This is a genomic window from Pseudidiomarina woesei (assembly GCF_001418345.1).
Taxonomy (GTDB): domain Bacteria; phylum Pseudomonadota; class Gammaproteobacteria; order Enterobacterales; family Alteromonadaceae; genus Pseudidiomarina; species Pseudidiomarina woesei.
On sequence record NZ_LIPW01000001.1, the window covers coordinates 630,219 to 651,331 of the forward strand.

Consider the following 21,113-nt stretch of genomic DNA (forward strand, 5'->3'; position numbering starts at 1 on the left):
TCATACAGAGTATAGTCACTCAGCCGCGCTAACGCATAAAGTAGAGGATTCTAATGGCAGCAGAACAATTTCAAGCATTACGCAATTATCTTGATAGCCAAGTTTTGGGGCAACCCGACTTTACCGAAAGCTTGCTTATTGCCTTGCTTGCCGATGGCCATTTACTGGTAGAGGGCCCACCAGGGTTGGCGAAAACTCGCGCCGTGAACGCGCTTGCCAAAGGTGTTGAAGGTAGTTTTCATCGCGTGCAGTTCACCCCAGACTTGCTCCCTGCTGACCTAACCGGCACCGACATTTATCGCCCCGAAACCGGTGAGTTCGTGTTCCAGCAAGGCCCTTTGTTTCACAATATTATTTTGGCCGACGAAATTAACCGCGCGCCAGCAAAAGTTCAGTCAGCGCTGCTTGAAGCCATGGCCGAACGGCAAATTACTGTGGGTCAAAAAACCTACCCGCTACCACCGCTATTTATGGTGCTAGCCACTCAAAACCCGCTAGAGCAAGAAGGCACCTACCCGTTACCAGAAGCGCAGCTTGACCGTTTTGTGATGCATTTGAACCTTGATTACCCGAACGCCGACACCGAACGCGACATTTTACGCTTAACCCGTGGCGAGGAATTGCAAGGCCAAGCAGAGATGCCAAAGCCATTGCAACAAGACGATATTTTCAAAGCGCGCAAAGACGTGCTTGGCATTTATATGGACGAAGCGGTAGAAAACTACTTGGTTCAGCTGATTATTGCCACCCGTGAGCCTAGCTTTTATAGCAGCGACTTAGCACGTTGGATAAGCTACGGCGCCAGTCCACGAGCCACCATTTCACTTGATCGCTGCGCGCGTGCCCGAGCCTGGTTGCAACAGCGCGATTACGTAACGCCAGATGATATACATGCGGTATACGCAAAAGTGCTACGCCACCGTATTATTTTAAGCTATCAAGCTGAAGCCGACGGTATCAGCACAGACCAGGTTTTGGCGCAAATTCTTGAACTTGTCCCGGCACCATGAGCAATACCCAGTGGTTAACAACGTGGCATAGTGACGGCATTCATGTCAGTAGCCACGAGCTTATGTATTACCGGAGTAAAGTCGGCGCGTTTCAACGTTTTCGTCGTTTGAACCCGCCACCAAGCCAAACCGGTGCGCTAATGAGCAAATTCAAAGGCCGAGGCATGGAGTTTGACGAGTTTCGTCACTACCAAGCTGGTGATGATATTCGCGCCATTGACTGGCGTGTTACCGCACGCACAGGTACGCCGCACACCAAGCTATTTCGTGAAGAGCGCGAACGCCCGGTATTTGTGGTGGTCGATTTAAGCGACAGCATGCACTTTGGTAGCCAATTACTGTTGAAGTCAGTGCAGGCGTGTCACTTAGCTGCTGCGCTTGCGTGGCTTGCTGTAGCTCGCAACGACCGCATTGGTGCACTCATTTCAACCTCACAAGACGCGGGTACCCAAGGCCACGTTGAGCTGCGCCCACAGGCGCGCCATCATGGTGTGCTCAACATCATTCATCATTTGGTGCAGCAACAAACAACCGCTGTTGCACAGTGGCAGCAACAGCGCGGTACAAGTAACCATTTTCATCACGCATTAGAGCGTCTGCAACATGTTGCACGCCCAGGTAGCCTAATCTATTTAATTAGTGACTGGCTCAATACCGATGCTTCCACTTGGCGCAGCCTATTAGCGTTGCAGCGTCATTGTCAGTTGCAAGCGTTTCAAATTATTGACCCACTGGAGTTGGCCATACCCACATCCGTAACCAGTGATCAACTGCCATTAACCAATGACGGCCAACAGGTTATTATTGACCCAAGTAATCATCACCAAACCCAAGCGTATGCCAAAGCCATGCAGCAACACCAACAAGCTATGCTTAAGCAATGGCAACAGCTTGGTTTGACGGTACAGCAGTTTAGTGCAGCCGAACCTATTGAGCTGCAATGGCCAGGAGTTATCTTGTGATGCAACTCGACAACCAAGTTCAGTTACAAGACATTGTCGCAGCACCGGCGGCCCAGTGGTGGCCGTTAGCACCAGGTTGGTATGTACTAATAACCGCAGCGCTCACGCTTGTGGTACTCAGCTTGTGGCTTTCTATACGCGCATTTCAACGTCGTCGTGCGCGTCGGCAAGCATTGCGCCAATTGGCGCAATTGCAACAACAACCAAACCTAGCGCTTCATGACATTTCGCTGTTATTAAAACAAGCGGCGTTGGCGTACTTCCCTCGTGTTCGTATAAGCAATACCGACAACACAGCCTGGTGGCAGTTTTTACGCAGCCAACTAAGCGCGCGCCAGCAACAGCGTTATCAAGCTTTAACAGAGGCCCTGCAGCAGGCAGTCTACCAACCTCTGACCGTGCAACAGCAATGGCTACCCGAGTACCTTCACTTTGCTGAGCTTTGGCTACGCCAAGCCTTACCGCCATCGCGAGGTCAATCATGATTGATTTTGTTTGGTTATGGGCGCTAATACTGTGGCCGCTGCCATTTATCTATCGTTATATACGTAAACCACGGCAAGCGCGTCAGCAACCACTGGCAGTGGCTGTGCTGCCTAGTCTTGCTTCGGCCAACTACAGCTTTAAAGCAAGCCGTTGGCAACTCGTTACAGGCTTGGTTATTTGGACATTATTAGTACTTGCCCTCATGCGCCCACAATGGCTAGGCGAACCCGTCGCTGCGCGCAACGACGCGCGTGAAATGATGATTGCAGTCGACTTATCCGGCAGTATGGAAATTGCTGACATGGAAATCAACGGCGAGCAAGTTGACCGCTTAACCATGCTGAAACATGTCATGAGCGACTTCATTGAACGGCGCATAGGTGACCGCTTGGGGCTAATTCTGTTTGCCGATACCGCCTACGTACAAGCCCCCATGACCTTTGACCGCGCGACTGTGCAACGCATGCTCGACGAAACTGTATTGCGCCTCATCGGCGAGCGAACCGCCATTGGTGACGCCATTGCGCTTGCGGTAAAACGCTTTGCCGCACGCCCAGACACCAATAAAATTTTAGTCTTGGTCACCGACGGCCAGAACACTGCTGGTCAAGTGTCACCCGATCAGGCACTGCAGCTTGCGAAATATCATGGCGTCAAAATTTACACCATTGGCGTAGGAGCCGAGGAAATTGTCGTGGATGGCTTTTTCGGGCAACGTCGTGTGAACCCAAGCCGAGATCTTGACGAAGCTATGCTGAGCCAACTCGCTAACGAAACCGGCGGTGCCTATTTTCGTGCGCGCAGCACTGAAGAGTTGGCAGAAATTTATACTGAACTAGACGCTTTTGAGCCGGTACAAGGCGAGCAACAATTACGCCGCCCGCAAACTGCTCTCTATTTTTGGCCGCTTGGCGCAGCGTGGCTTATCATGATAGCCCTGTTTGCTGTCTATACGATAAACAGCAGGAGGCAACATGGCTGAGTTTCACTTTATTCGCCCGTGGTGGTTAGCTGGGGCCGTCGTTGTTGTCATACTCGGCTTCATTGCTTGGCGTTTTTGCCAGTCTCAACGTGGCTGGGCACGCATTATTCCAGATCATTTGCGTCACGTGTTGTTACCGTCTGATAAATCAATGTCGCTACGCTGGCCACTAGTCATTATCAGCAGCGCGTTAACCTTAACGTGCGTTGCGTTAGCTGGGCCAACCTGGCAACGCTTGCCACAACCGGTATATAACCTACAAGCGGGTTCTGTGGTGATTATGGACATGTCGTTGTCGGTTTACAGCACCGATATAAGCCCGAACCGGCTCAGCCAGATGCGTTTCAAAGCAACTGACTTAGTCCGCGATAAACTTGATGGAGAAATTGGTCTCGTAGCCTATGCGGCTGATGCATTTACCATTAGCCCGTTGACCAGTGACGGAGCGAATTTAGGCAACCTTATTCGCGCATTAAGCCCTGACATTATGCCAAACCTCGGCAGCGCCCCGCTGCGTGCGTTAAATTTGGCCGACCAATTATTGCGCGACGCCGGCCACGCCGAAGGTGACATCTACTGGCTTACCGACGGCATAGATAGTCGCGATGTGATTGATATTAATGACTTTATTAGTCGCACCAATCACCGTATTAACGTGTTAGCCGTGGGCACCGCAGAAGGTGCGCCTATTCAACTGCCAGATGGCCGAATGCTGCGTGATAGAGCAGATAATATAGTCATTCCGCAGTTAATTACCGGCAATTTAGAAACCCTGGCCCAGCGCAGCGGCGGCCGTTTTGCTGTGGTGCAGTCCGATCAAGAAGACATCAACTACCTTTCTAGTTTGCCGCCTCGCACTCGCGAAGGCGAAGCGTCGCAACTTCAAGCAGGCGACCAATGGCTTGATCAAGGTGCCTGGTTTATTCCAATCATTATGTTACTGTTGCTCCCCCTAGCTCGGCGCGGCATTCTTGTCGGCTTCGTTGCTATTGTGGCGATTGGTCTGGGTAGCTATTCACCAAGTTTACTCGCGGCAGAACGCGAGCCCTTAAACTGGCAGGAACAACTTTGGCAAACGCCCTACCAACAGGCTGACCAGGCGCTACGCAACGGCGATTACGAAACAGCCGCGGCTATTGCACAAGACCCTTGGCAGCGCGGCACCGCAAATTACCGTGCGGGTAACTATGATCAAGCGCTGGTTGATTTTTCCCAGTTAGACAGTGCCGAAGGCTTTTATAATCAGGGCAATGCACTCATGCAAATGCAGCGCTATGATGAAGCAGCAAATGCCTACGACGCCGCTTTAAAGCGCCGACCAAACTGGCCAGCAGCACAACAAAACCGCGAGCTGGCCGAGCAATTAAAAAAACAACAAGAACAGCAACAGCAGCAAGGCGAACAAAAGGGTCAGCAACAAACTGGTCAGCAATCGTCAAATCAACAGTCTGGCCGGCAAGGTGACAGCAATTCAGAACAAGGCAGCGACACCACCGAACAAACAGAAGCGTCATCGACGAGTCCTGCTGACGAACAGCAACAACGGCAACAAGAACAACAACAAGATCAACAACAAGAATCTGAAGCAGGCAAGCAACAGCAATCAGCCGAAAATGGTGAGCAAAAACAGCCGCTGAACAGCGCTTCAGGCGACCCGACTAGCGAAGAAATGCAGCAACAAATGCAACAGTGGCTAAATCGTATTGAAGATAATCCAGCAGAGCTATTGCGGCAAAAAATGCGTTATGAAGCCCAACAACGCCGTCGACAAAACCTAACACCAGGAGTAGAGAAACAGTGGTAATGAGTCATTTACGACAAAGTTTTATAGGGTTTATCTGCTTTCTACTCTGCGCTAACTTTGCTATTGCACAAGAGTTAGACGTTGTTGCGAGTGTTGACAAAAACCCAATTGTGCAAAGCGAACCCTTTACCCTAACCGTCACCGTCAACGACGACGTGCCCCAATCTGCTTGGAACCCCGAACAAGCATTATCGGAATTTCGAGTGTTAAATACACGCTCAGCACGGCGCACCAGTGTAGTAAATGGCGTAAGCAGCCGTACCACGTCTTTTGTCGTAACCTTACAAGCACCGCCAACGCCTGGCACTGTGCGTATTCCGCCCATTACCATTAATAATGTCAGCAGCAATGCCATTGAGCTTAAAATTTTAGACGCCCAAGCAGCTACCGACGAGCTTGAGCAACGCCCAGCGTTTATTCGAACCAGTGTTGAGTCCAGTCAAGTATACGTGCAGCAACAGTTCAAGCTCATTGCGCGCTTGTACCTTAGCGCTAACCTGCTTAGTGGCAACCTTGTCGCGCCAACCCTTGAATTAGCTGAAGTTCGGCAGTTTGGTAAAGACGAAGAGTCGTATGAAATTATAAACGGTAAACGCTACCAAGTATTTCAGCGCACCTACTTAATCACGCCCCAGCGCTCCGGCGACTTCACCATTGAAGGGCCCATGTTCGACGGGCAAATAAGCCGCGAAACAAGTCGCTCAGTGTTTTCATCAATTGCAGCAACGCAGCCGGTTAGTACTATAGCGCCTGCAACAAAAATCACGGTACTACCGCGCCCTGAGAATTGGCAAGGGCACTGGTTGCCTTCCGAACTCGTTAGTGTGAGTGTTGAACAAATGAATACGCAAGCTGACATTGCGGTTGGCCAACCGATTACGCTTCAATACCGCTTAACCGCTATTGGGGTTACGCCAGAGCAGTTACCAAGAGTAGGTATTAGTGAGCTTGAGCAGGCGTCCGTTTACCCAGAAGCACCAGAACTCAATAGTACGGTTCGTAACGGGCGTGTCATTGCACAACGAACCGAAACTATCGCAGTGATTCCGCGCCAAAGCGGTGAATTAACTATACCGGCCGTTAATTTAACGTACTTCAATACCCGCTTGAACCGCCCTGAGTCAGCGACTAGCGAAGCGCTAACCTTTAACATCAAGCCGGCTGAAGGGCTGCAACAGGATATTGCCCACACGCAGAGTCCGGTGACACAGCAATCAACGCAACCACAAAACACACAGGCGCAGTCGTCACCAGCCACCCAGCCTGTTATGCAGCCAGAACAACAAGTAAATAATCATTATTTTCTTCTCGCCATCATATTTGCTGGGTTGTGGCTTATTACACTTGCCCTGTGGGCTTGGTGGTGGTTCCGTTCTAGCATACGCAACAATGCGCCGTCGCCAGCTGTGCTGGTAGAAAACCAAGAACACAAACATAGTTGGGCAGCACTTGAGCACGCCGCCAAGCAAAATAACGCACCTGCTACTGACAAGGCCTTACGGCATTGGCTAAGCGCCCGTTATTCAGTCAGCGTTACTGATTTGAATCAAGTGGCTGAGTTTTATGACCACCCACCGCTAAGCAGCCAAATTGAGCACTTACAACGCTCACGTTATGCGGGAAAAGATATTTCATGGCAAGAAGGAAAGGCTCTCATTCGGGCACTGAAAGCAGCTGAAAAAATTCGTAAAAAAGCAGAGAACGCGCCAAAAGAATCGGCTTTGCCCGACCTTTACCCGAGTTAATACTCGTAACGCTAGAGAGTTCAAATAAGCAAAAAAATCCGTAAACAGATTGCCTGTCTACGGATTTTTTCGTTCTTCACACTTAATGAAGTTTTATTCTTGGCTAGCTTGATCTGTGTTGGCGTTAAGCAATAGCTCAACATCGGCCTCAGCACGCAAGGCTTCAACGAATGCGCCATAACCTTGTTGGGTGAAGCTATTCACCAATTGGTCAGTTAACTGAGCCTGCATGGCCTCGTCAACTTCACCAACGGTTGCACTGGTTAATTGCACCACCGCCAATGCACCGCTATTCAACTCGGTAACCGCCACTTGCACGCCTTCGTCACTTGGCACAGCTTGCTCAAACAGGCTTTGCACTACGGCACGAGGCAATTCAGTGTTACGGCGATCAACGCTATCAATTGCGGCCATTTGTACGTCACTCGTCTCACCAGCGCGCAACGCTGCTGCTAATGCGTCAGCGTCTTCACGAGCGGCCGCTTGAGCTTTTTCAGTACGAACGTTATCAAGCACTTGTGCACGAACCTCATCAAGTGGTTTCACACTCGCGGCTTGATAGTCTAACACCCGCACGATAACCGCTTGCGTGTCACTGGTTTCAATTAAGTCACTGTTCAAGCCTTCAGCAATAAAGTCTTGGTTGAACACTTGCTGCAAGGCTGCAGGGTTATTCAATGCGGTAGGCGCGTTGTTGCGATTAAACCAGCTGGTAGTACGAACGGTTAAACCTGTTTCGTCAGCAACCGCTTGCAACGTGTCTGGCACATCAAAAGCTAACTCCGATGCTTTTTGTTGCAACTCGTAATAAGCCTGTTTAACGCGTTCTTCGCGCATCTCACTGACTATTTCATCACGCACTTCTTCGTATGACGTCGAAGAGCCTTTCTCAATGTCAGTGAGTTTAATAACATGGTACCCAAACGATGTACTCACAACGCCAGAAATATCACCTACTTCTTGCAACGCGAATGCAGCTTCGTCGAATTCTGGATCCATAAGACCTTTTTCAAGGAATTCTAAATCACCGCCGGTTTCGGCTGTGAAAATATCATCAGAATATTCAGCGGCTAACTCAGCGAAATCAGCGCCTTCAGTAAGTTTGGTTAAAACCTCCTGAGCTTCCGCACGTGCGGCTTCATCGTCGCCTTCAATAAGAATATGCGAGAACCGATAGCGGTCTGGTGTTTCGTAGCCAGCGCGGTTCTGCTCGAACCATTCGCGAACCACTGTCTCGTCAATTTCGATAGACTCGGCTAACGTATCAGCATCTAACGCTACAAACTCAACTTTTACCTGCTCGGGCACGTTGAAGCGCGACTGATTCGCGTCATACCACTGGGCAATTTCTTCGTCAGTGACTTCAACAGTGCTTAAGTAGTTGGCTAGCTCAAAGGTTGCATAAGCACCGCTGCGTTGTTGGTTCAACAGCTGTTGTACAGCAGAGGCTTCCGTTGGTAACGCAAATTGCGTTTCGACAATGGCCTGCAATAGCTGCGTACGAGCTAGGTCGCGACGCATGAGCTCGGCGAAACCATCTGGCGTGTAACCTAAGCCATTCAGTGTCATTTGATATGTTTGATTATCAAATTGACCAGCCACTTGAAACGCTGCAATGTTGCGAATAGCCGCTTTCACTTGTTCATCTGAAACGCGCAAGCCCGCATCACGTGCGTACAACTCAACCACTTTTTGATTAACTAAATCATTAAGCACTTGGCTGCGTAAACGTTGATTGAATGCCGGATCAGCGGCTAAAGTCGCGTAAAAATCGCCCAACTGCTGTTGCTGACGCGAGCGCTCATTCTCCACCGCGCGGTCAAACTCTACGCGAGTAATTTCTTCGCCATTAACTTTTGCAACTGCAGGCTCCGGTTGGTTGGTGATGTAACCACCAATACCGGCTAACGCAAAGGTTAACGCAATTAAAACCAACAGGGCTTTAATAACGATGCTTTGCGATCCTTCTCTTATCCTGTCCAACATATCTACTAAACCTCAATTATTCCCAGTCGTTGGGCGGGTATTATATCTTCTTCTTGAGCAAAAAAATAACCCGAAGACAAGCTTCGGGTTATTTTCAGTAATTACTGGCGGAACGGACGGGATTCGAACCCGCGACCCCCGGCGTGACAGGCCGGTATTCTAACCAGCTGAACTACCGCTCCGCTTCAATTAATTTACTGAGTCTTTCAGTGCTTTACCAGCTTTGAAAGAAGGTACTTTTGCAGCTGCGATTTGAATAGTTTGACCAGTTTGTGGGTTACGGCCAGTGCGAGCTGAACGCTCACGAACACTGAAAGTACCGAAACCAACCAATGCTACTTGGTCGCCTTTTTTCAAAGCGTCAGTTACCGCTTCGATGAAAGAGTCAAGAGCACGTCCAGCCGCAGCTTTAGAAATTTCTGCTCCGTCTGCAATTTTATCAACTAACTGAGACTTGTTCACAGTATCATCCCCTTAGATTGTTATTATCAGATTTGCATGGTTCCATTGCGTTCTGTTGTTATCAATGGGCCAGCGAAGGTTATAACAAGCTTAAACCAACTGTTCAAGCAGTAGTGCACGATTAGCAGACATCTTCCTTATTAATCGTATCACTCAAGTGGCATGCCAGAGACTTTATGTGTGAGCGTCTGACCAATCACTTTGACTCTAGGCTACCACAAGATTTGCGATTGAGAACCCTTTTTCACAAATTTTTTAACGAAAGAATGCGGCCTGCAGCCATGTTATGGCTTTCAAGACCGCATTTTTACGTTGTAAGACGATTTTTTACGCCGTTTTTGGGGCCGATTCAAGTGCCACGGCCAAAACTTCGTCAATCCATTGCACCGGCTGAATCTTCAAGTCACCTTTTACCGCGTCACTAATTTCTTTCAAATCACGCTCGTTGTCTTTCGGAATCAGTACATGCTTGATGCCACCACGGTGGGCTGCTAACAGCTTTTCTTTCAAACCTCCAATAGCTAATACTTCACCGCGCAAGGTAATTTCACCGGTCATCGCCACGTCGGCTCGCACTGGAATTTTGGTTAACGAGCTAACGAGTGCGGTAACCATCGCAATACCTGCGCTTGGGCCATCTTTTGGCGTTGCCCCTTCAGGCACGTGCACGTGAATATCGCGTTTCTCGTGGAAATCCTCCGGAATACCCAGTTTTTCGGCACGACTACGAACCACGGTCAACGCGGTTTGAATAGACTCTTGCATCACGTCACCAAGTGAACCGGTTGAGGTGATTTTGCCTTTACCGGCCACGTTCGTGGCTTCAATGGTGAGCAAGTCACCGCCAACTTCCGTCCACGCCAAACCGGTCACTTGGCCAACTTGGTTGTTCTCTTCAGCTTTACCGTAGTCAAAGCGTTGCACGCCAAGAAAATCTGACAAATTATCGCCCGTAATTTCAACGTGCTTCACACGCTTATCAAGCACAATTTTCTTCACGGCCTTGCGGCATAAGCGCGAAATTTCACGTTCAAGGTTTCGCACCCCAGCTTCGCGTGTGTAGTAACGAATAATGCCGATAATGGCATCGTCCGTTACGTTTATCTCTTTGTTTTTAAGGCCATTACGGTCTATTTGCTTGGGTAACAAATGGCGCTTCGCAATGTTTAGTTTCTCGTCTTCGGTATACCCCGACAAACGAATCACTTCCATTCGGTCTAACAACGGCCCAGGAATATTCATGCTGTTTGAGGTTGCCACGAACATCACATCAGACAGGTCGTAGTCGACTTCTAAATAATGATCGTTAAAGTTGACGTTTTGCTCAGGGTCTAGCACTTCAAGCAACGCCGACGCCGGATCACCGCGCATGTCTGACGCCATTTTGTCAATTTCGTCTAACAAAAATAGTGGATTACGCACGCCCACTTTGGCCATTTTCTGAATCAGTTTGCCCGGCATCGAACCAATATAAGTACGACGGTGACCACGAATCTCTGCTTCGTCACGCACGCCACCAAGCGCCATACGAATGTATTTACGCCCTGTGGCCTTGGCAATGGATTGCCCCAACGACGTTTTACCAACCCCTGGCGGGCCCACAAGACATAAAATAGCGCCACGCACTTTGCTGGTACGTTGCTGCACCGCTAAGTACTCCAAAATGCGTTCTTTGACTTTTTCTAAGCCATAGTGATCAGCATCAAGAATCTTCTCTGCACCGGCTAAGTCTTTCTTAATGCGCGAGCGTTTCTTCCAAGGTACCGACACCATCCAGTCGATATACCCACGAACCACGGTCGCTTCGGCCGACATGGGCGACATCATTTTTAATTTTTGCAGTTCCGCGCGAGTTTTCTTCTCGGCTTCTTCTGGCATTTTTGCTTCTTCAATTTTATTCTGCAGCGCTTCAAATTCGTCTGGGCCGTCTTCCATTTCGCCCAGCTCTTTTTGAATGGCTTTCATTTGCTCATTCAAGTAATACTCGCGCTGACTTTTTTCCATCTGTTTTTTCACACGCGAACGAATGCGTTTTTCAACCTGCAATAGGTCGATTTCGCCCTCCATAAGGGCCATCAAAAACTCTAAACGCTCGCGCACGTCCGTTATTTCGAGCACTTTTTGCTTGTCGTTCAGCTTCAATGGCATATGCGCAGCCATGGTGTCGGCCAACCTATCAGCTTCTTCAATGCCCGACAAACTGGTGAGCACTTCGGGTGGAATTTTCTTGTTCAGTTTCACATAGCCTTCAAACTGATTGATGGCCGAACGAATCATTACCTCTTCTTCTTTGTCGTCCATCGCCTCGTTATCAAGGTAATGCACTTGCGCGCGGAAGAAATCTGACTCGGTTTCAAACTGTTCAATTTCAGCTCGCTGACTACCTTCAACCAAAACTTTTACCGTACCGTCAGGTAGTTTTAATAGCTGTAAAATAGTCGCAACCGTACCAATACGGTGAATATCCGCTTGTTCTGGCTCATCAACCGCTGCATCTTTTTGCGCTGATAAGAAAATTTGTTTGTTTTGTTCCATAGCAGCTTCTAAGCAGCGAATAGACTTTTCGCGCCCAACAAACAAAGGAATTACCATATGCGGGTACACCACCACATCACGCAGCGGCAGTACCGGAATACTTAAACGTTCAATCCGTTCTTCACTCATAAACTTCTCCAGGAAACTGGTTCGTGACTATTCACACTATCTTACCTCTTAATATGAGGCTCTCCAGCGAAAGTTCAATCTTTTGCACAAAAAAAGGGCCTAAAAGGCCCTTTTTGCACAAATTTCATGCTAAACCATGCTCTTATTCACCAGAAGCGTGCTTTTCTTCTTGTTGATTTGCATAAATAACAATCGGATCTGACTCGCCTTTAATCACCGACTCGTCAATAACGACTTTGCTTACGTTTTGCAACGTCGGTAGGTCGTACATGGTATCCAATAGCACAGCTTCAACTATTGAGCGCAAGCCACGAGCACCGGTTTTACGCGACATGGCTTTACGCGCAATGGCTCGCAAAGCGTCTTCGCGAAACTCGAGCTCAACGTCTTCCATTTTGAACAACGCGCCATACTGCTTGGTCAGTGAATTCTTCGGTTCACGTAGAATTTGCACTAAGGCATTTTCATCCAGCTCGGTCAGCGTAGCTAATACCGGTAAGCGGCCGATGAACTCAGGAATTAACCCGTACTTCACTAAATCTTCCGGCTCTACCTGGGCTAAGGTTACGCCTTCGGCTTTCGGCTCTTTGCTCTTCACTTGAGCGCCAAAACCAATGCCACTACCCACGCTAATACGTTGTTCGATAACTTTGTCTAGGCCGGCAAATGCGCCACCACAAATAAACAGAATTTTTGAGGTATCTACCTGCACAAATTCTTGTTGTGGATGCTTGCGCCCGCCCTGCGGTGGTACCGCAGCTACGGTGCCTTCAATCAGCTTTAACAACGCTTGTTGTACGCCTTCGCCCGATACATCACGGGTAATTGACGGGTTGTCTGACTTGCGCGAAATTTTGTCAATTTCGTCAATGTAGACAATACCGCGCTGGGCTTTTTCAACGTCGTAATCACACTTCTGCAGTAGCTTCTGAATAATATTTTCAACGTCTTCGCCCACATACCCCGCTTCAGTTAATGTGGTTGCATCCGCCATGGTAAACGGCACATCTAAGAAACGAGCTAAGGTTTCCGCCAAGTAGGTTTTACCACTACCGGTTGGGCCAATCAGCAAAATATTACTTTTACCAAGCTCTACTTGTTCTTCGTCTTTTTTCTTGCTTTCGCTATTGTTGTTTAAACGCTTGTAATGGTTATAAACAGCAACGGCTAAAACTTTCTTGGCAAGTTCTTGACCTATCACGTACTCGTCTAGGTGCGAGCGAATTTCGTGTGGCGTTGGCAAGCTTTTCTGCTCTTCTTGCGGGGCAATATTTTGAATTTCCTCTTCCAAAATATCGTTACATAAGTCCACACATTCGTCACAAATAAATACCGATGGGCCCGCAATTAGCTTACGAACCTCATGCTGACTTTTTCCGCAGAAGGTACAAAACAACGGCTTTTCGCCATTACCTTCAGTTTTATCAGTCATCTTACTCTCCGCCTCGTTGGGTCAGAACTTTATCTACCAAGCCGTAATTCACCGCTTCTTCTGCTGACATAAAATAGTCACGGTCTGTGTCTTTCGCCACTTGCTCAAGATCTTTACCGGTGTTTTCCGACAGCATACGGTTCAGCTTGTCTTTAATATCTAAAATTTGTCGCGCATGAATTTCAAAGTCAGATGCCTGCCCCTGAAAACCGCCGAGTGGCTGGTGAATCATCACCCGCGAGTTTGGCAAACAGAAACGCTTACCTTTAGCGCCCCCAGCTAACAAAAACGCCCCCATGCTGGCAGCCTGCCCCATACAAACGGTGCTTACGTCTGGCTTAATAAAACGCATGGTATCGTAAATCGCCATACCTGCGGTTACTGCACCGCCTGGCGAATTAATATAAAGATAGATGTCTTTGTCAGGGTTGTCAGACTCTAAAAAGAGTAACTGCGCCACAATTAAGTTAGCCATGTGGTCTTCCACCTGACCACAACAAAAAATTACGCGCTCTTTAAGTAGGCGCGAGTAGATATCGTACGAGCGCTCTCCTTTTGCTGTTTGTTCCACTACCATGGGCACCAATTGGGCCATAGGGTCTAGCGCCATATCCGACATAATTTACGACTCCTGAAATAAAAATGGCTCGTATAAAGGTATACGAGCCATTAAACCAAGTTGTGGTCGATGCCGTCAACGTTGTTGTGACGGTAATCGCAACTGTTTTACTTTTTCGGGTTCATCAACTCGTCAAAAGTTGCCTTTTTCGCTTTTACTTTGGCGTTTTCAAGAATGAAGTCAATTGCTTGCTCTTCTAATGCAACGTTACGAATTTGCTGCATCATTTCTTGGTTGCCTTTGTAGTAAGCAATAACTTCTGCTGGGTCTTCGTATGCAGAAGCGTTGTTCTCGATGATTTCGTCAACTTTTTTCTCGTCAACTTTCAATTCGTTGCCACGAATCACTTCACCTAACAACAAGCCAACTTTCACGCGCTCTTTTGCTTGTTCTTCAAACAATTCAGCTGGAAGTTGTGGCAATTGCGCTTGGTTACCACCAAAACGCTGCATTGCTTGACGACGCAATACGTCAACTTCTTGGTCGATCATTGCTTTTGGCAAGTCAACGTCGTTGTGCTCAACTAAGCCTTTCAACACCTGCTCTTTCACTTTGCTTTGCACAGTGTTTTTCAGTTCGCGTTCCATGTTTTTACGAACTTCAGCTTTCAGCGCTTCAACGCCGCCTTCTTTTACGCCAAATTGCGCAACGAATTCGTCGTTTAATTCTGGTAATTCACGCTCTTCAACTTGCTTGGCAACGATAGCGAATTGCGCTTCTTTACCTTTTAAGTTTTCTGCGTGGTAATCTTCTGGGAAAGTAACAGTGATGGTTTTTTCTTCACCGGCTTTCATACCAATGATTTCGTCTTCGAAACCTGGAATCATACGACCTTCGCCAAGCTCAAGTGCGAAGTCAGTGGCTTTGCCGCCTTCAAATTCTTCGCCGTCAATAGAGCCTGTAAAGTCGATAGTGATACGCTCACCTTTCTTCGATTTACGCTTAACCGCTTTCCAACCAGCGTGTTGCTTACGCAAGGTTTCAAGCATGGTATCAACGTCTTTGTCAGTAACTTCAACGTCTGGTTTTTCAACTGTTAGTTTATCAAGCGCTTCAACTTTAACTTCAGGATAAACTTCAAAAGTAGCAACGAATTCAAGGTCTTTACCTTCTTCGTTTACTTTTGGCTCAATGGCAGGCATACCCACTGGGTTAATTTTTTCCTGCATCATAGCTTCGAAGTATTTACTCTGCATCAAGTTCGAAGCTGCACGAGCACGCGCTTCTTTACCAAATAGCTTCTGTAAAACATTTGGTGGAACTTTGCCTTTACGGAAACCGTTGATACGGCGATTGCGGTACTCGTCTTTTAACAGACGCTTGACTTCTTGATCGATAATGTCAGCCGGCACGGTGATGGTGGCGCGGCGTTCTAGTCCTTGGGTTGTCTCTACAGAAACCTGCATTGCTTTGTTACCTCGGCTTCACTATTGGCCTGAGCCCACTACCATTGGGGCCCTTGAAAATGACGCAGCATTATAGCGAAGCCTTGCCGCCACGTCGAGAGCGAATTTAGCAGGTTTGTTTTGCGGTAGGAACTTTGGGGTTCACTTCAATTCGATTACGCCCACACTGTTTAGCAAAGTACACGGCTACATCAACATCACGCATTACGTCATCAGTGGTGACGCCTGATTTTGGCGTATTAGAAGCAATGCCAATGCTTACCGTAACTGGCGTGGTGAGTTTGTTCTTTAATATGCGCACCTTCGCAAGTACTTTTTTGGCTTGTCGCACCAGTTCATCAAGCTCGGTCTGTGGGCACACAATCATAAACTCATCGCCGCCAAAACGGGCCACATATTCACCGGTACGCTTAAAGTGAGCTGCCAATATGCGGGCCACACTCTTAAGCACTTCATCGCCATGTAAATGGCCATGTTCATCGTTAAGCTTTTTGAAAAAATCAACATCAACCATAATCAAGGTTAACGGATGTTGTGCACGTACTGCGCGGCGCAACTCGTGCTCTAGGCATTCGTCAAGCCCACGCCGATTAATAAGCCCAGTTAAGCTGTCTTCGCGCGCTAATTGCGCCAGTTTTGCATTGGCTTCTAATAATTGCGCTTCGGTTTCTTGAAGGCGTGCTTCGGCATGGTGTCGCGCTAAGGTGTTAGCTATCATGTCTGCTACCAACCGCATTTGACGAATATCACGTTCATGCCATGTGGTTTGTCGGTTAACTAAATCACAGCCGACAAAGCCGATCAATTTTCCTTCCATGTACATACCGACAGCCATCATAGAGCGGATATTTTCACGCAATAGCTCGTCGCGAAAACCACCGGTTGAGTCCGGCAATTTGCGGGCATCGGCCACTACTATTTGGCCATCTTCGCGCATACGCTCGAAAAAATATGGCATCACATGAGCTGGAATATTTTGCAGTTCGTCTTTGTGCGGTGAAATGCCGTCGTTCACCCACTCATAAGTGTTCGACATTTCATTTTGTTCGGGCGAGAATTGAAACACATAGCAACGATCTTTACTACCGCCGCGACCGAGTAGCGCAAGCGCATGTTCTATGTGCGCTTGACTTTGGTCTGGTGTTGAATTAATCAGTTGCATACTGATGACCGAGATCATCAAACCAAAGCCGTCGTCCGTTGCGGTTGTTTGCTCAGCAGTCAGCTCTCCTAGCATTGCTTCCACCATCAGTCACACTCTTATTCTTGTTATAGTATGTAGAATTTTTGAAACATGCGACTAAATTATACGCAACTCCGTCAGGATGTCCACGCCTACGCATCGGCTTGTAGGCCGCATCGATCACATTGGATTGCCGTAAGGTATTTTACTGAGCAAATCAAATAGCTTTTGCGGGTTGGCATCATTGGCACGCGACGAATAGACCAAGCCACACATGGCTGTTCCTTTGCCGCAAACCTGTCCAGCTATATTGCTCATGCCATTACTGTCATACAGCCCAAATGACTCTATGTAATCCACCATATTAACCGTCATTTCGTCAAAACTAACGCGCTGACTACTCACTTGAATGACTTCCATTGCTTCTTGGTCAGGCTGGCGAAACGATTCGCGAACTGCAGCAACGCGTTCGGCTGGCTGCTGCTCACCAAGCAAGGTCATGGTTTTCTCTAACAGTTGCTCGCTGTCGCGATAATTTCGTAGCGATAGGTTATGAAATAGCACAGCAGCTTGTTCCAAGTTAGGTTCAACACGCACGCCATTTGCAAGCAATTGTGCCAACAAATATTGAGCCGAATGATGATTACGGGCCGCTGCTTTTTGCAAATAAGTCATTGCCACGTTCATGTCGCCATCGTTCAAAATTTCTTTTGCGGCAAGACGATACAAGGCTGGTGGATAATTAAGTTCGTTCGCGGCATAGAGCAACGCCTCGTGTGCTTCTTCCATGTCTTGCTCATAAGCGGTGCCATTTTCACGCCACAACGCATAGGTGTACCAAGCGACAGGATGACCATTGCGCATTGCTTTTCTTAAATTCATTCTGCCTTGGCGAATATTCTGATCTAACCCATCGCCGTAAACCATTGCCGCAGCGACAATAGTTTGTGCTTCGGGGCTACCGTGCCACGCTAAATAGCGTAGATCTGACATTTTTTCCTGGCAGGCTTCACTAGTGCAGGCTGGTGAATACTCACTCGACTCACCTTGGGCAACTGAAAGAGGAGCCCACACGGCGGCACCCACGACAAATAGGCAGTTCAAAAGGCTACGCATAAAATCCCCTGTTAATTTTTAACTTGACAGACTTTTATACTAGCAGAATATTGAAAAAGCGAAAGAAATGATGAATGGTCGGCGAGACTGGATTCGAACCAGCGACCCCTTGTACCCAAAACAAGTGCGCTACCAAGCTGCGCTACTCGCCGACAGACAGTAATTTTTGAGATGTGCTGAAAAGCGAAGAAAATGGGGTGGCTGATGGGACTTGAACCCACGACAACCGGAATCACAATCCGGGGCTCTACCAACTGAGCTACAGCCACCACTTTATAAACTTTGCCAGGGCTAAAATGGCGCACCCGGCAGGATTCGAACCTGCGACCGACGGCTTAGAAGGCCGTTGCTCTATCCAGCTGAGCTACGGGCGCAAATCATGCTCTGTAGAAATGGTCGGCGAGACTGGATTCGAACCAGCGACCCCTTGTACCCAAAACAAGTGCGCTACCAAGCTGCGCTACTCGCCGACATACTTCTTCTAAAGCTTTAAAATCCCGTGCAGGACGCGGCCTGACAACGGGGGCGAATATTACCTGTTGGGCATGGCAGCGTCAAACATTTTTTTAAGAGAAATAGCCAACTGCTGAAAATAACAACAGCTTGAACGAATAATATGCAAAAGCTTTGTGAAAACAATCGTTGATTGCCCCACAGTAACGCTACAACCTGTGATAAAAACATGCGAAAATAAGCGCGTTTCAGTCTTTTGGTTCAGGTTAGTTTACCGCACATCTTAATAAAGGTACTTATAGCAATGACGGCGCAACGTATTGATGGCAAGCAAGTAGCTCAACAAGTTCGTGAACAAGTAAAACAAGGTGTGGCCGCGCGATTAGCAGCCGGAGCTCGCGCGCCTGGGCTCGCTGTTGTTATGGTGGGTGAAGATCCCGCTTCGGCCGTATATGTCGGCAGCAAACGGAACGCCTGCAAAGAAGTCGGTATCGTGTCAAAAGCATTCGACTTGCCAGCAACAACTAGCCAAGCTGAACTTGAAGCCTTAATTGACCAACTAAATAACGACGCCGAAGTCGACGGTATTTTGGTGCAACTACCTCTGCCACAAGGGCTCGACGCACAAGCTATTTTAGAGCGCATTAACCCATTTAAGGACGTTGACGGCTTTCACCCGTTCAACATGGGCCGTTTAGCCCAACGTAACCCGGCACTGCGTCCGTGCACCCCGCGCGGCGTGATCACGCTACTAGATTCCATTGGCCTAGACTTACACGGCAAAAACGCCGTGGTGGTTGGCGCTTCCAACATTGTAGGCCGTCCCATGAGTCTAGAGCTGCTATTAGCAGGTGCGACAACCACCGTTTGCCACCGCTTTACCAACGACTTAAAAGAACACGTGCAACGCGCCGATGTGCTTGTTGTTGCCGTGGGCAAGCCAGACTTTATTCCAGGCGAGTGGATTAAACCAGGTGCCGTAGTTATCGATGTTGGTATTAACCGTTTGCCATCAGGCCAATTAGTGGGCGATGTTGAATTCGGCGTTGCTGAGCAACGTGCCTCGTATATTACCCCTGTACCAGGCGGTGTGGGCCCAATGACAGTGGCCACGCTCATGCAAAATACCTTGCAGGCATGTGATACTTGGCATGCACCTTTAACCAATACCCCTTAATAGCCAACTAATTCGCTCTGTAACCAGACAGCATCGGCCCCTTACGCCGCGTAACTAGCGGCCAAAGGGGTTTGCCTATCAATAACTCTCTAGCTCGACAGTAACGTTGTGCAGGGTTATTTACTAGCTGCCACCAAGACTGCAGTACCGGCGCTACCATCGGCACTTGTAACGGCAAACACCACCACACTTCAATGTCAAGCTGCCGTGCGGCTAGCCATTGCTGTGTTACTTCAGCGCTAAAATTTGACGTTCGCGCACGGGCGTGATCGACCGCAATTTCATCAAGCCATTGCTGCTCGCGCAGCGAAAACCGATGTTCCATATATTGCTCTTGTTGTGCATGGGTCGGGCTATGAACCGTGATTTTCGCCGCTGTCCGTGCATGAATAAGCGCCTTTGCCGTAGCCCGCAAAGCTGACTCGCGTTGTTGACTATTATCCTCACCTACGGGGTCTGTATACCACTGCGGCTCAGTTGCGGCCATACCTGTTGCCAAAGTGTTTACCATAAGTAATTCTTGTGCGTGCCCTACTTGCCCAGCTCGCAGCACATAATGCCCAGTATTATGAAGTGTTTGCTGCGCCCAAAAAATCCACAATAATTGCAACCCTGCCAAAGCTAGCCATATGATTAGCGGCAGCAATAGCATTGCCTCAACCGTGCTAGCTCCAAACTCGTGCTTGCGCATTACATGCATTTACCTTGTTGCTGGCAACTCAACCAAAGCTGTTCGTATTCATCTACCCAATAAGCCAAAGTGCTTAAGCGATGTTGTGGCGTAATCACGTCCGCAACATATAAAGTGTCAACTTCAATTGAAGTTGCCCGCAGCGAAGTGCTTAAAATACTGCTGGCAACAATTGAGTCTGCATCAATTTGGTTTGCATTCAAATTGGCAACGTTCGAAATTACTTGATTTGTCATATCCAAATCCGCCTCCATGCTATTGAGGTGCGGCTTGTCAAAAACCGGCGTTCTATGTAAGAGATGCTCAGTACTCCAGCTTCCAGCCGGCTGCCATATTGGCACAATAAGTCGCTCACTTTGCGCAAAAGCACCGGCTACTTGGCTAGCAAACCAATCAGCTTCGGCAACCGATGGTGCGTCTATCGACAGCTCCAACCAATGATCACTTTCCACAAAATACCACGACTGCTGCCACGGTTTGGTAAAGCTTGCCAACTGCGTCGTGGTAAAAACGTCGCTTAGCGTGGTTGGTGGTGTTCCTTGATTAACCCAGTAGTCGAGCGTAGCCTGCCGAATCATTTCAGCGTCTGTAATCCAGTCGTGCTGGTTACGGTTTTTTGCCATTGATTGCCACACTTGCGTAGTGACCACCATAAGTGAACTTAATATAACCACAGCAGCAATCACCTCAAGCAATACAAAACCCTGTTTTTGCATGTTATTTCCTTATGGCAATACTTAATACATCATTAAAAAAAGGCGATGCCGCTGCAGCTGATGCTGCAGCCGGTAACGTTCAATGAGTCGTTGCTTATCTGCTGCATATTGCTGTTGTTGTTGTATCTGTTGTTGCGTCACGTGAAAAAACTGTGCGCCACCAATAACCACAGTTGCCAAGACTGACACGGCAATAACCCATTGAAAAAAAGCCATGAC

General features: G+C 48.3%; 18 protein-coding genes and 5 tRNA genes. 7 read left to right on the plus strand and 16 right to left on the minus strand.

What is annotated here, in order from left to right; all coding sequences use genetic code 11:
- Nucleotides 1-53: 53 nt before the first annotated feature.
- The 6 genes from ASC40_RS03185 to ASC40_RS03210 are packed head-to-tail and all read left to right on the plus strand — an operon-like array spanning nt 54 to nt 6,989.
- Nucleotides 54-1,010 (plus strand): AAA family ATPase, encoded by a 957-nt coding sequence (locus ASC40_RS03185; protein ID WP_055438309.1) that lies wholly within the window; start codon nt 54-56, stop codon nt 1,008-1,010.
- Entirely contained in the window at nt 1,007-1,972 is a 966-nt protein-coding gene (locus tag ASC40_RS03190) for a DUF58 domain-containing protein (RefSeq protein WP_055438310.1), read from the plus strand. The genes ASC40_RS03185 and ASC40_RS03190 overlap by 4 nt, the downstream gene beginning before the upstream one ends.
- Nucleotides 1,972-2,457, plus strand: a complete 486-nt coding sequence (locus ASC40_RS03195; RefSeq protein ID WP_055438311.1) for a DUF4381 domain-containing protein — start codon at nt 1,972-1,974, stop codon at nt 2,455-2,457. The genes ASC40_RS03190 and ASC40_RS03195 overlap by 1 nt, the downstream gene beginning before the upstream one ends.
- Nucleotides 2,454-3,440, plus strand: coding sequence for a vWA domain-containing protein (locus ASC40_RS03200; protein WP_055438312.1), 987 nt, complete (start codon nt 2,454-2,456; stop codon nt 3,438-3,440). The genes ASC40_RS03195 and ASC40_RS03200 overlap by 4 nt, the downstream gene beginning before the upstream one ends.
- A complete protein-coding gene (locus ASC40_RS03205) occupies nt 3,433-5,244 on the plus strand; it encodes a VWA domain-containing protein (protein ID WP_055438313.1) in 1,812 nt (603 codons plus the stop codon). The genes ASC40_RS03200 and ASC40_RS03205 overlap by 8 nt, the downstream gene beginning before the upstream one ends.
- Nucleotides 5,244-6,989 (plus strand): BatD family protein, encoded by a 1,746-nt coding sequence (locus tag ASC40_RS03210; RefSeq protein WP_055438314.1) that lies wholly within the window; start codon nt 5,244-5,246, stop codon nt 6,987-6,989. The genes ASC40_RS03205 and ASC40_RS03210 overlap by 1 nt, the downstream gene beginning before the upstream one ends.
- Before the next feature lie 93 nt (nt 6,990-7,082).
- Here ASC40_RS03210 and ppiD read toward each other — a convergent pair whose 3' ends face one another.
- From ppiD to ASC40_RS03275, 13 genes are all read right to left on the minus strand, one after another.
- Nucleotides 7,083-8,975 carry a peptidylprolyl isomerase gene (gene ppiD, locus ASC40_RS03215; protein WP_072243355.1) on the minus strand — a complete coding sequence of 631 codons (1,893 nt, stop codon included), beginning with the start codon at nt 8,973-8,975 and terminating at the stop codon, nt 7,083-7,085.
- Between the two features lie 105 nt (nt 8,976-9,080).
- Nucleotides 9,081-9,157: transfer RNA gene (locus tag ASC40_RS03220), tRNA-Asp, on the minus strand.
- A 7-nt stretch (nt 9,158-9,164) separates the two neighbouring features.
- Entirely contained in the window at nt 9,165-9,437 is a 273-nt protein-coding gene (gene hupB / locus ASC40_RS03225) for a nucleoid-associated protein HU-beta (RefSeq protein WP_055438316.1), read from the minus strand.
- A 327-nt stretch (nt 9,438-9,764) separates the two neighbouring features.
- Entirely contained in the window at nt 9,765-12,101 is a 2,337-nt protein-coding gene (gene lon / locus ASC40_RS03230) for an endopeptidase La (protein WP_055438317.1), read from the minus strand.
- A gap of 142 nt (nt 12,102-12,243) precedes the next feature.
- Nucleotides 12,244-13,533, minus strand: coding sequence for an ATP-dependent protease ATP-binding subunit ClpX (gene clpX, locus ASC40_RS03235; RefSeq protein WP_055438318.1), 1,290 nt, complete (start codon nt 13,531-13,533; stop codon nt 12,244-12,246).
- Between the two features lies 1 nt (nt 13,534).
- Entirely contained in the window at nt 13,535-14,152 is a 618-nt protein-coding gene (gene clpP, locus ASC40_RS03240) for an ATP-dependent Clp endopeptidase proteolytic subunit ClpP (protein WP_055438319.1), read from the minus strand.
- A 107-nt stretch (nt 14,153-14,259) separates the two neighbouring features.
- Nucleotides 14,260-15,558, minus strand: a complete 1,299-nt coding sequence (gene tig, locus ASC40_RS03245; protein ID WP_055438320.1) for a trigger factor — start codon at nt 15,556-15,558, stop codon at nt 14,260-14,262.
- A 106-nt stretch (nt 15,559-15,664) separates the two neighbouring features.
- The gene (locus tag ASC40_RS03250) at nt 15,665-16,807 is read right to left on the minus strand and encodes a GGDEF domain-containing protein (protein WP_055438321.1); all 1,143 of its coding nucleotides are present in this window, start codon (nt 16,805-16,807) and stop codon (nt 15,665-15,667) included.
- A gap of 114 nt (nt 16,808-16,921) precedes the next feature.
- Nucleotides 16,922-17,857: a tetratricopeptide repeat protein gene (locus tag ASC40_RS03255; RefSeq protein WP_055438322.1), complete on the minus strand. Its 936-nt coding sequence runs from the start codon at nt 17,855-17,857 to the stop codon at nt 16,922-16,924.
- A gap of 75 nt (nt 17,858-17,932) precedes the next feature.
- A tRNA-Pro gene (locus ASC40_RS03260) sits at nt 17,933-18,009 on the minus strand.
- Between the two features lie 41 nt (nt 18,010-18,050).
- A tRNA-His gene (locus ASC40_RS03265) sits at nt 18,051-18,126 on the minus strand.
- Between the two features lie 28 nt (nt 18,127-18,154).
- Nucleotides 18,155-18,231 (minus strand) — tRNA-Arg (locus ASC40_RS03270).
- A 19-nt stretch (nt 18,232-18,250) separates the two neighbouring features.
- A tRNA-Pro gene (locus ASC40_RS03275) sits at nt 18,251-18,327 on the minus strand.
- A gap of 287 nt (nt 18,328-18,614) precedes the next feature.
- On the opposite strand from ASC40_RS03275, the gene folD reads away from it, so the two are divergent.
- Nucleotides 18,615-19,487 (plus strand): bifunctional methylenetetrahydrofolate dehydrogenase/methenyltetrahydrofolate cyclohydrolase FolD, encoded by an 873-nt coding sequence (gene folD / locus ASC40_RS03280; RefSeq protein WP_055438323.1) that lies wholly within the window; start codon nt 18,615-18,617, stop codon nt 19,485-19,487.
- 7 nt (nt 19,488-19,494) lie between these two features.
- Here the strand turns inward: folD and ASC40_RS03285 are convergent, their stop codons facing one another.
- Genes ASC40_RS03285 through ASC40_RS03295 form a run of 3 tightly spaced genes read right to left on the minus strand, consistent with a single transcriptional unit; the run spans nt 19,495 to nt 21,110 of the window.
- Nucleotides 19,495-20,178, minus strand: coding sequence for a TadE/TadG family type IV pilus assembly protein (locus ASC40_RS03285; protein WP_055438324.1), 684 nt, complete (start codon nt 20,176-20,178; stop codon nt 19,495-19,497).
- Entirely contained in the window at nt 20,178-20,894 is a 717-nt protein-coding gene (locus ASC40_RS03290) for a type II secretion system protein (protein ID WP_055438325.1), read from the minus strand. The genes ASC40_RS03285 and ASC40_RS03290 overlap by 1 nt, the downstream gene beginning before the upstream one ends.
- A 21-nt stretch (nt 20,895-20,915) precedes the next feature.
- Nucleotides 20,916-21,110, minus strand: coding sequence for a hypothetical protein (locus ASC40_RS03295; RefSeq protein ID WP_055438326.1), 195 nt, complete (start codon nt 21,108-21,110; stop codon nt 20,916-20,918).
- Nucleotides 21,111-21,113: the final 3 nt, after the last annotated feature.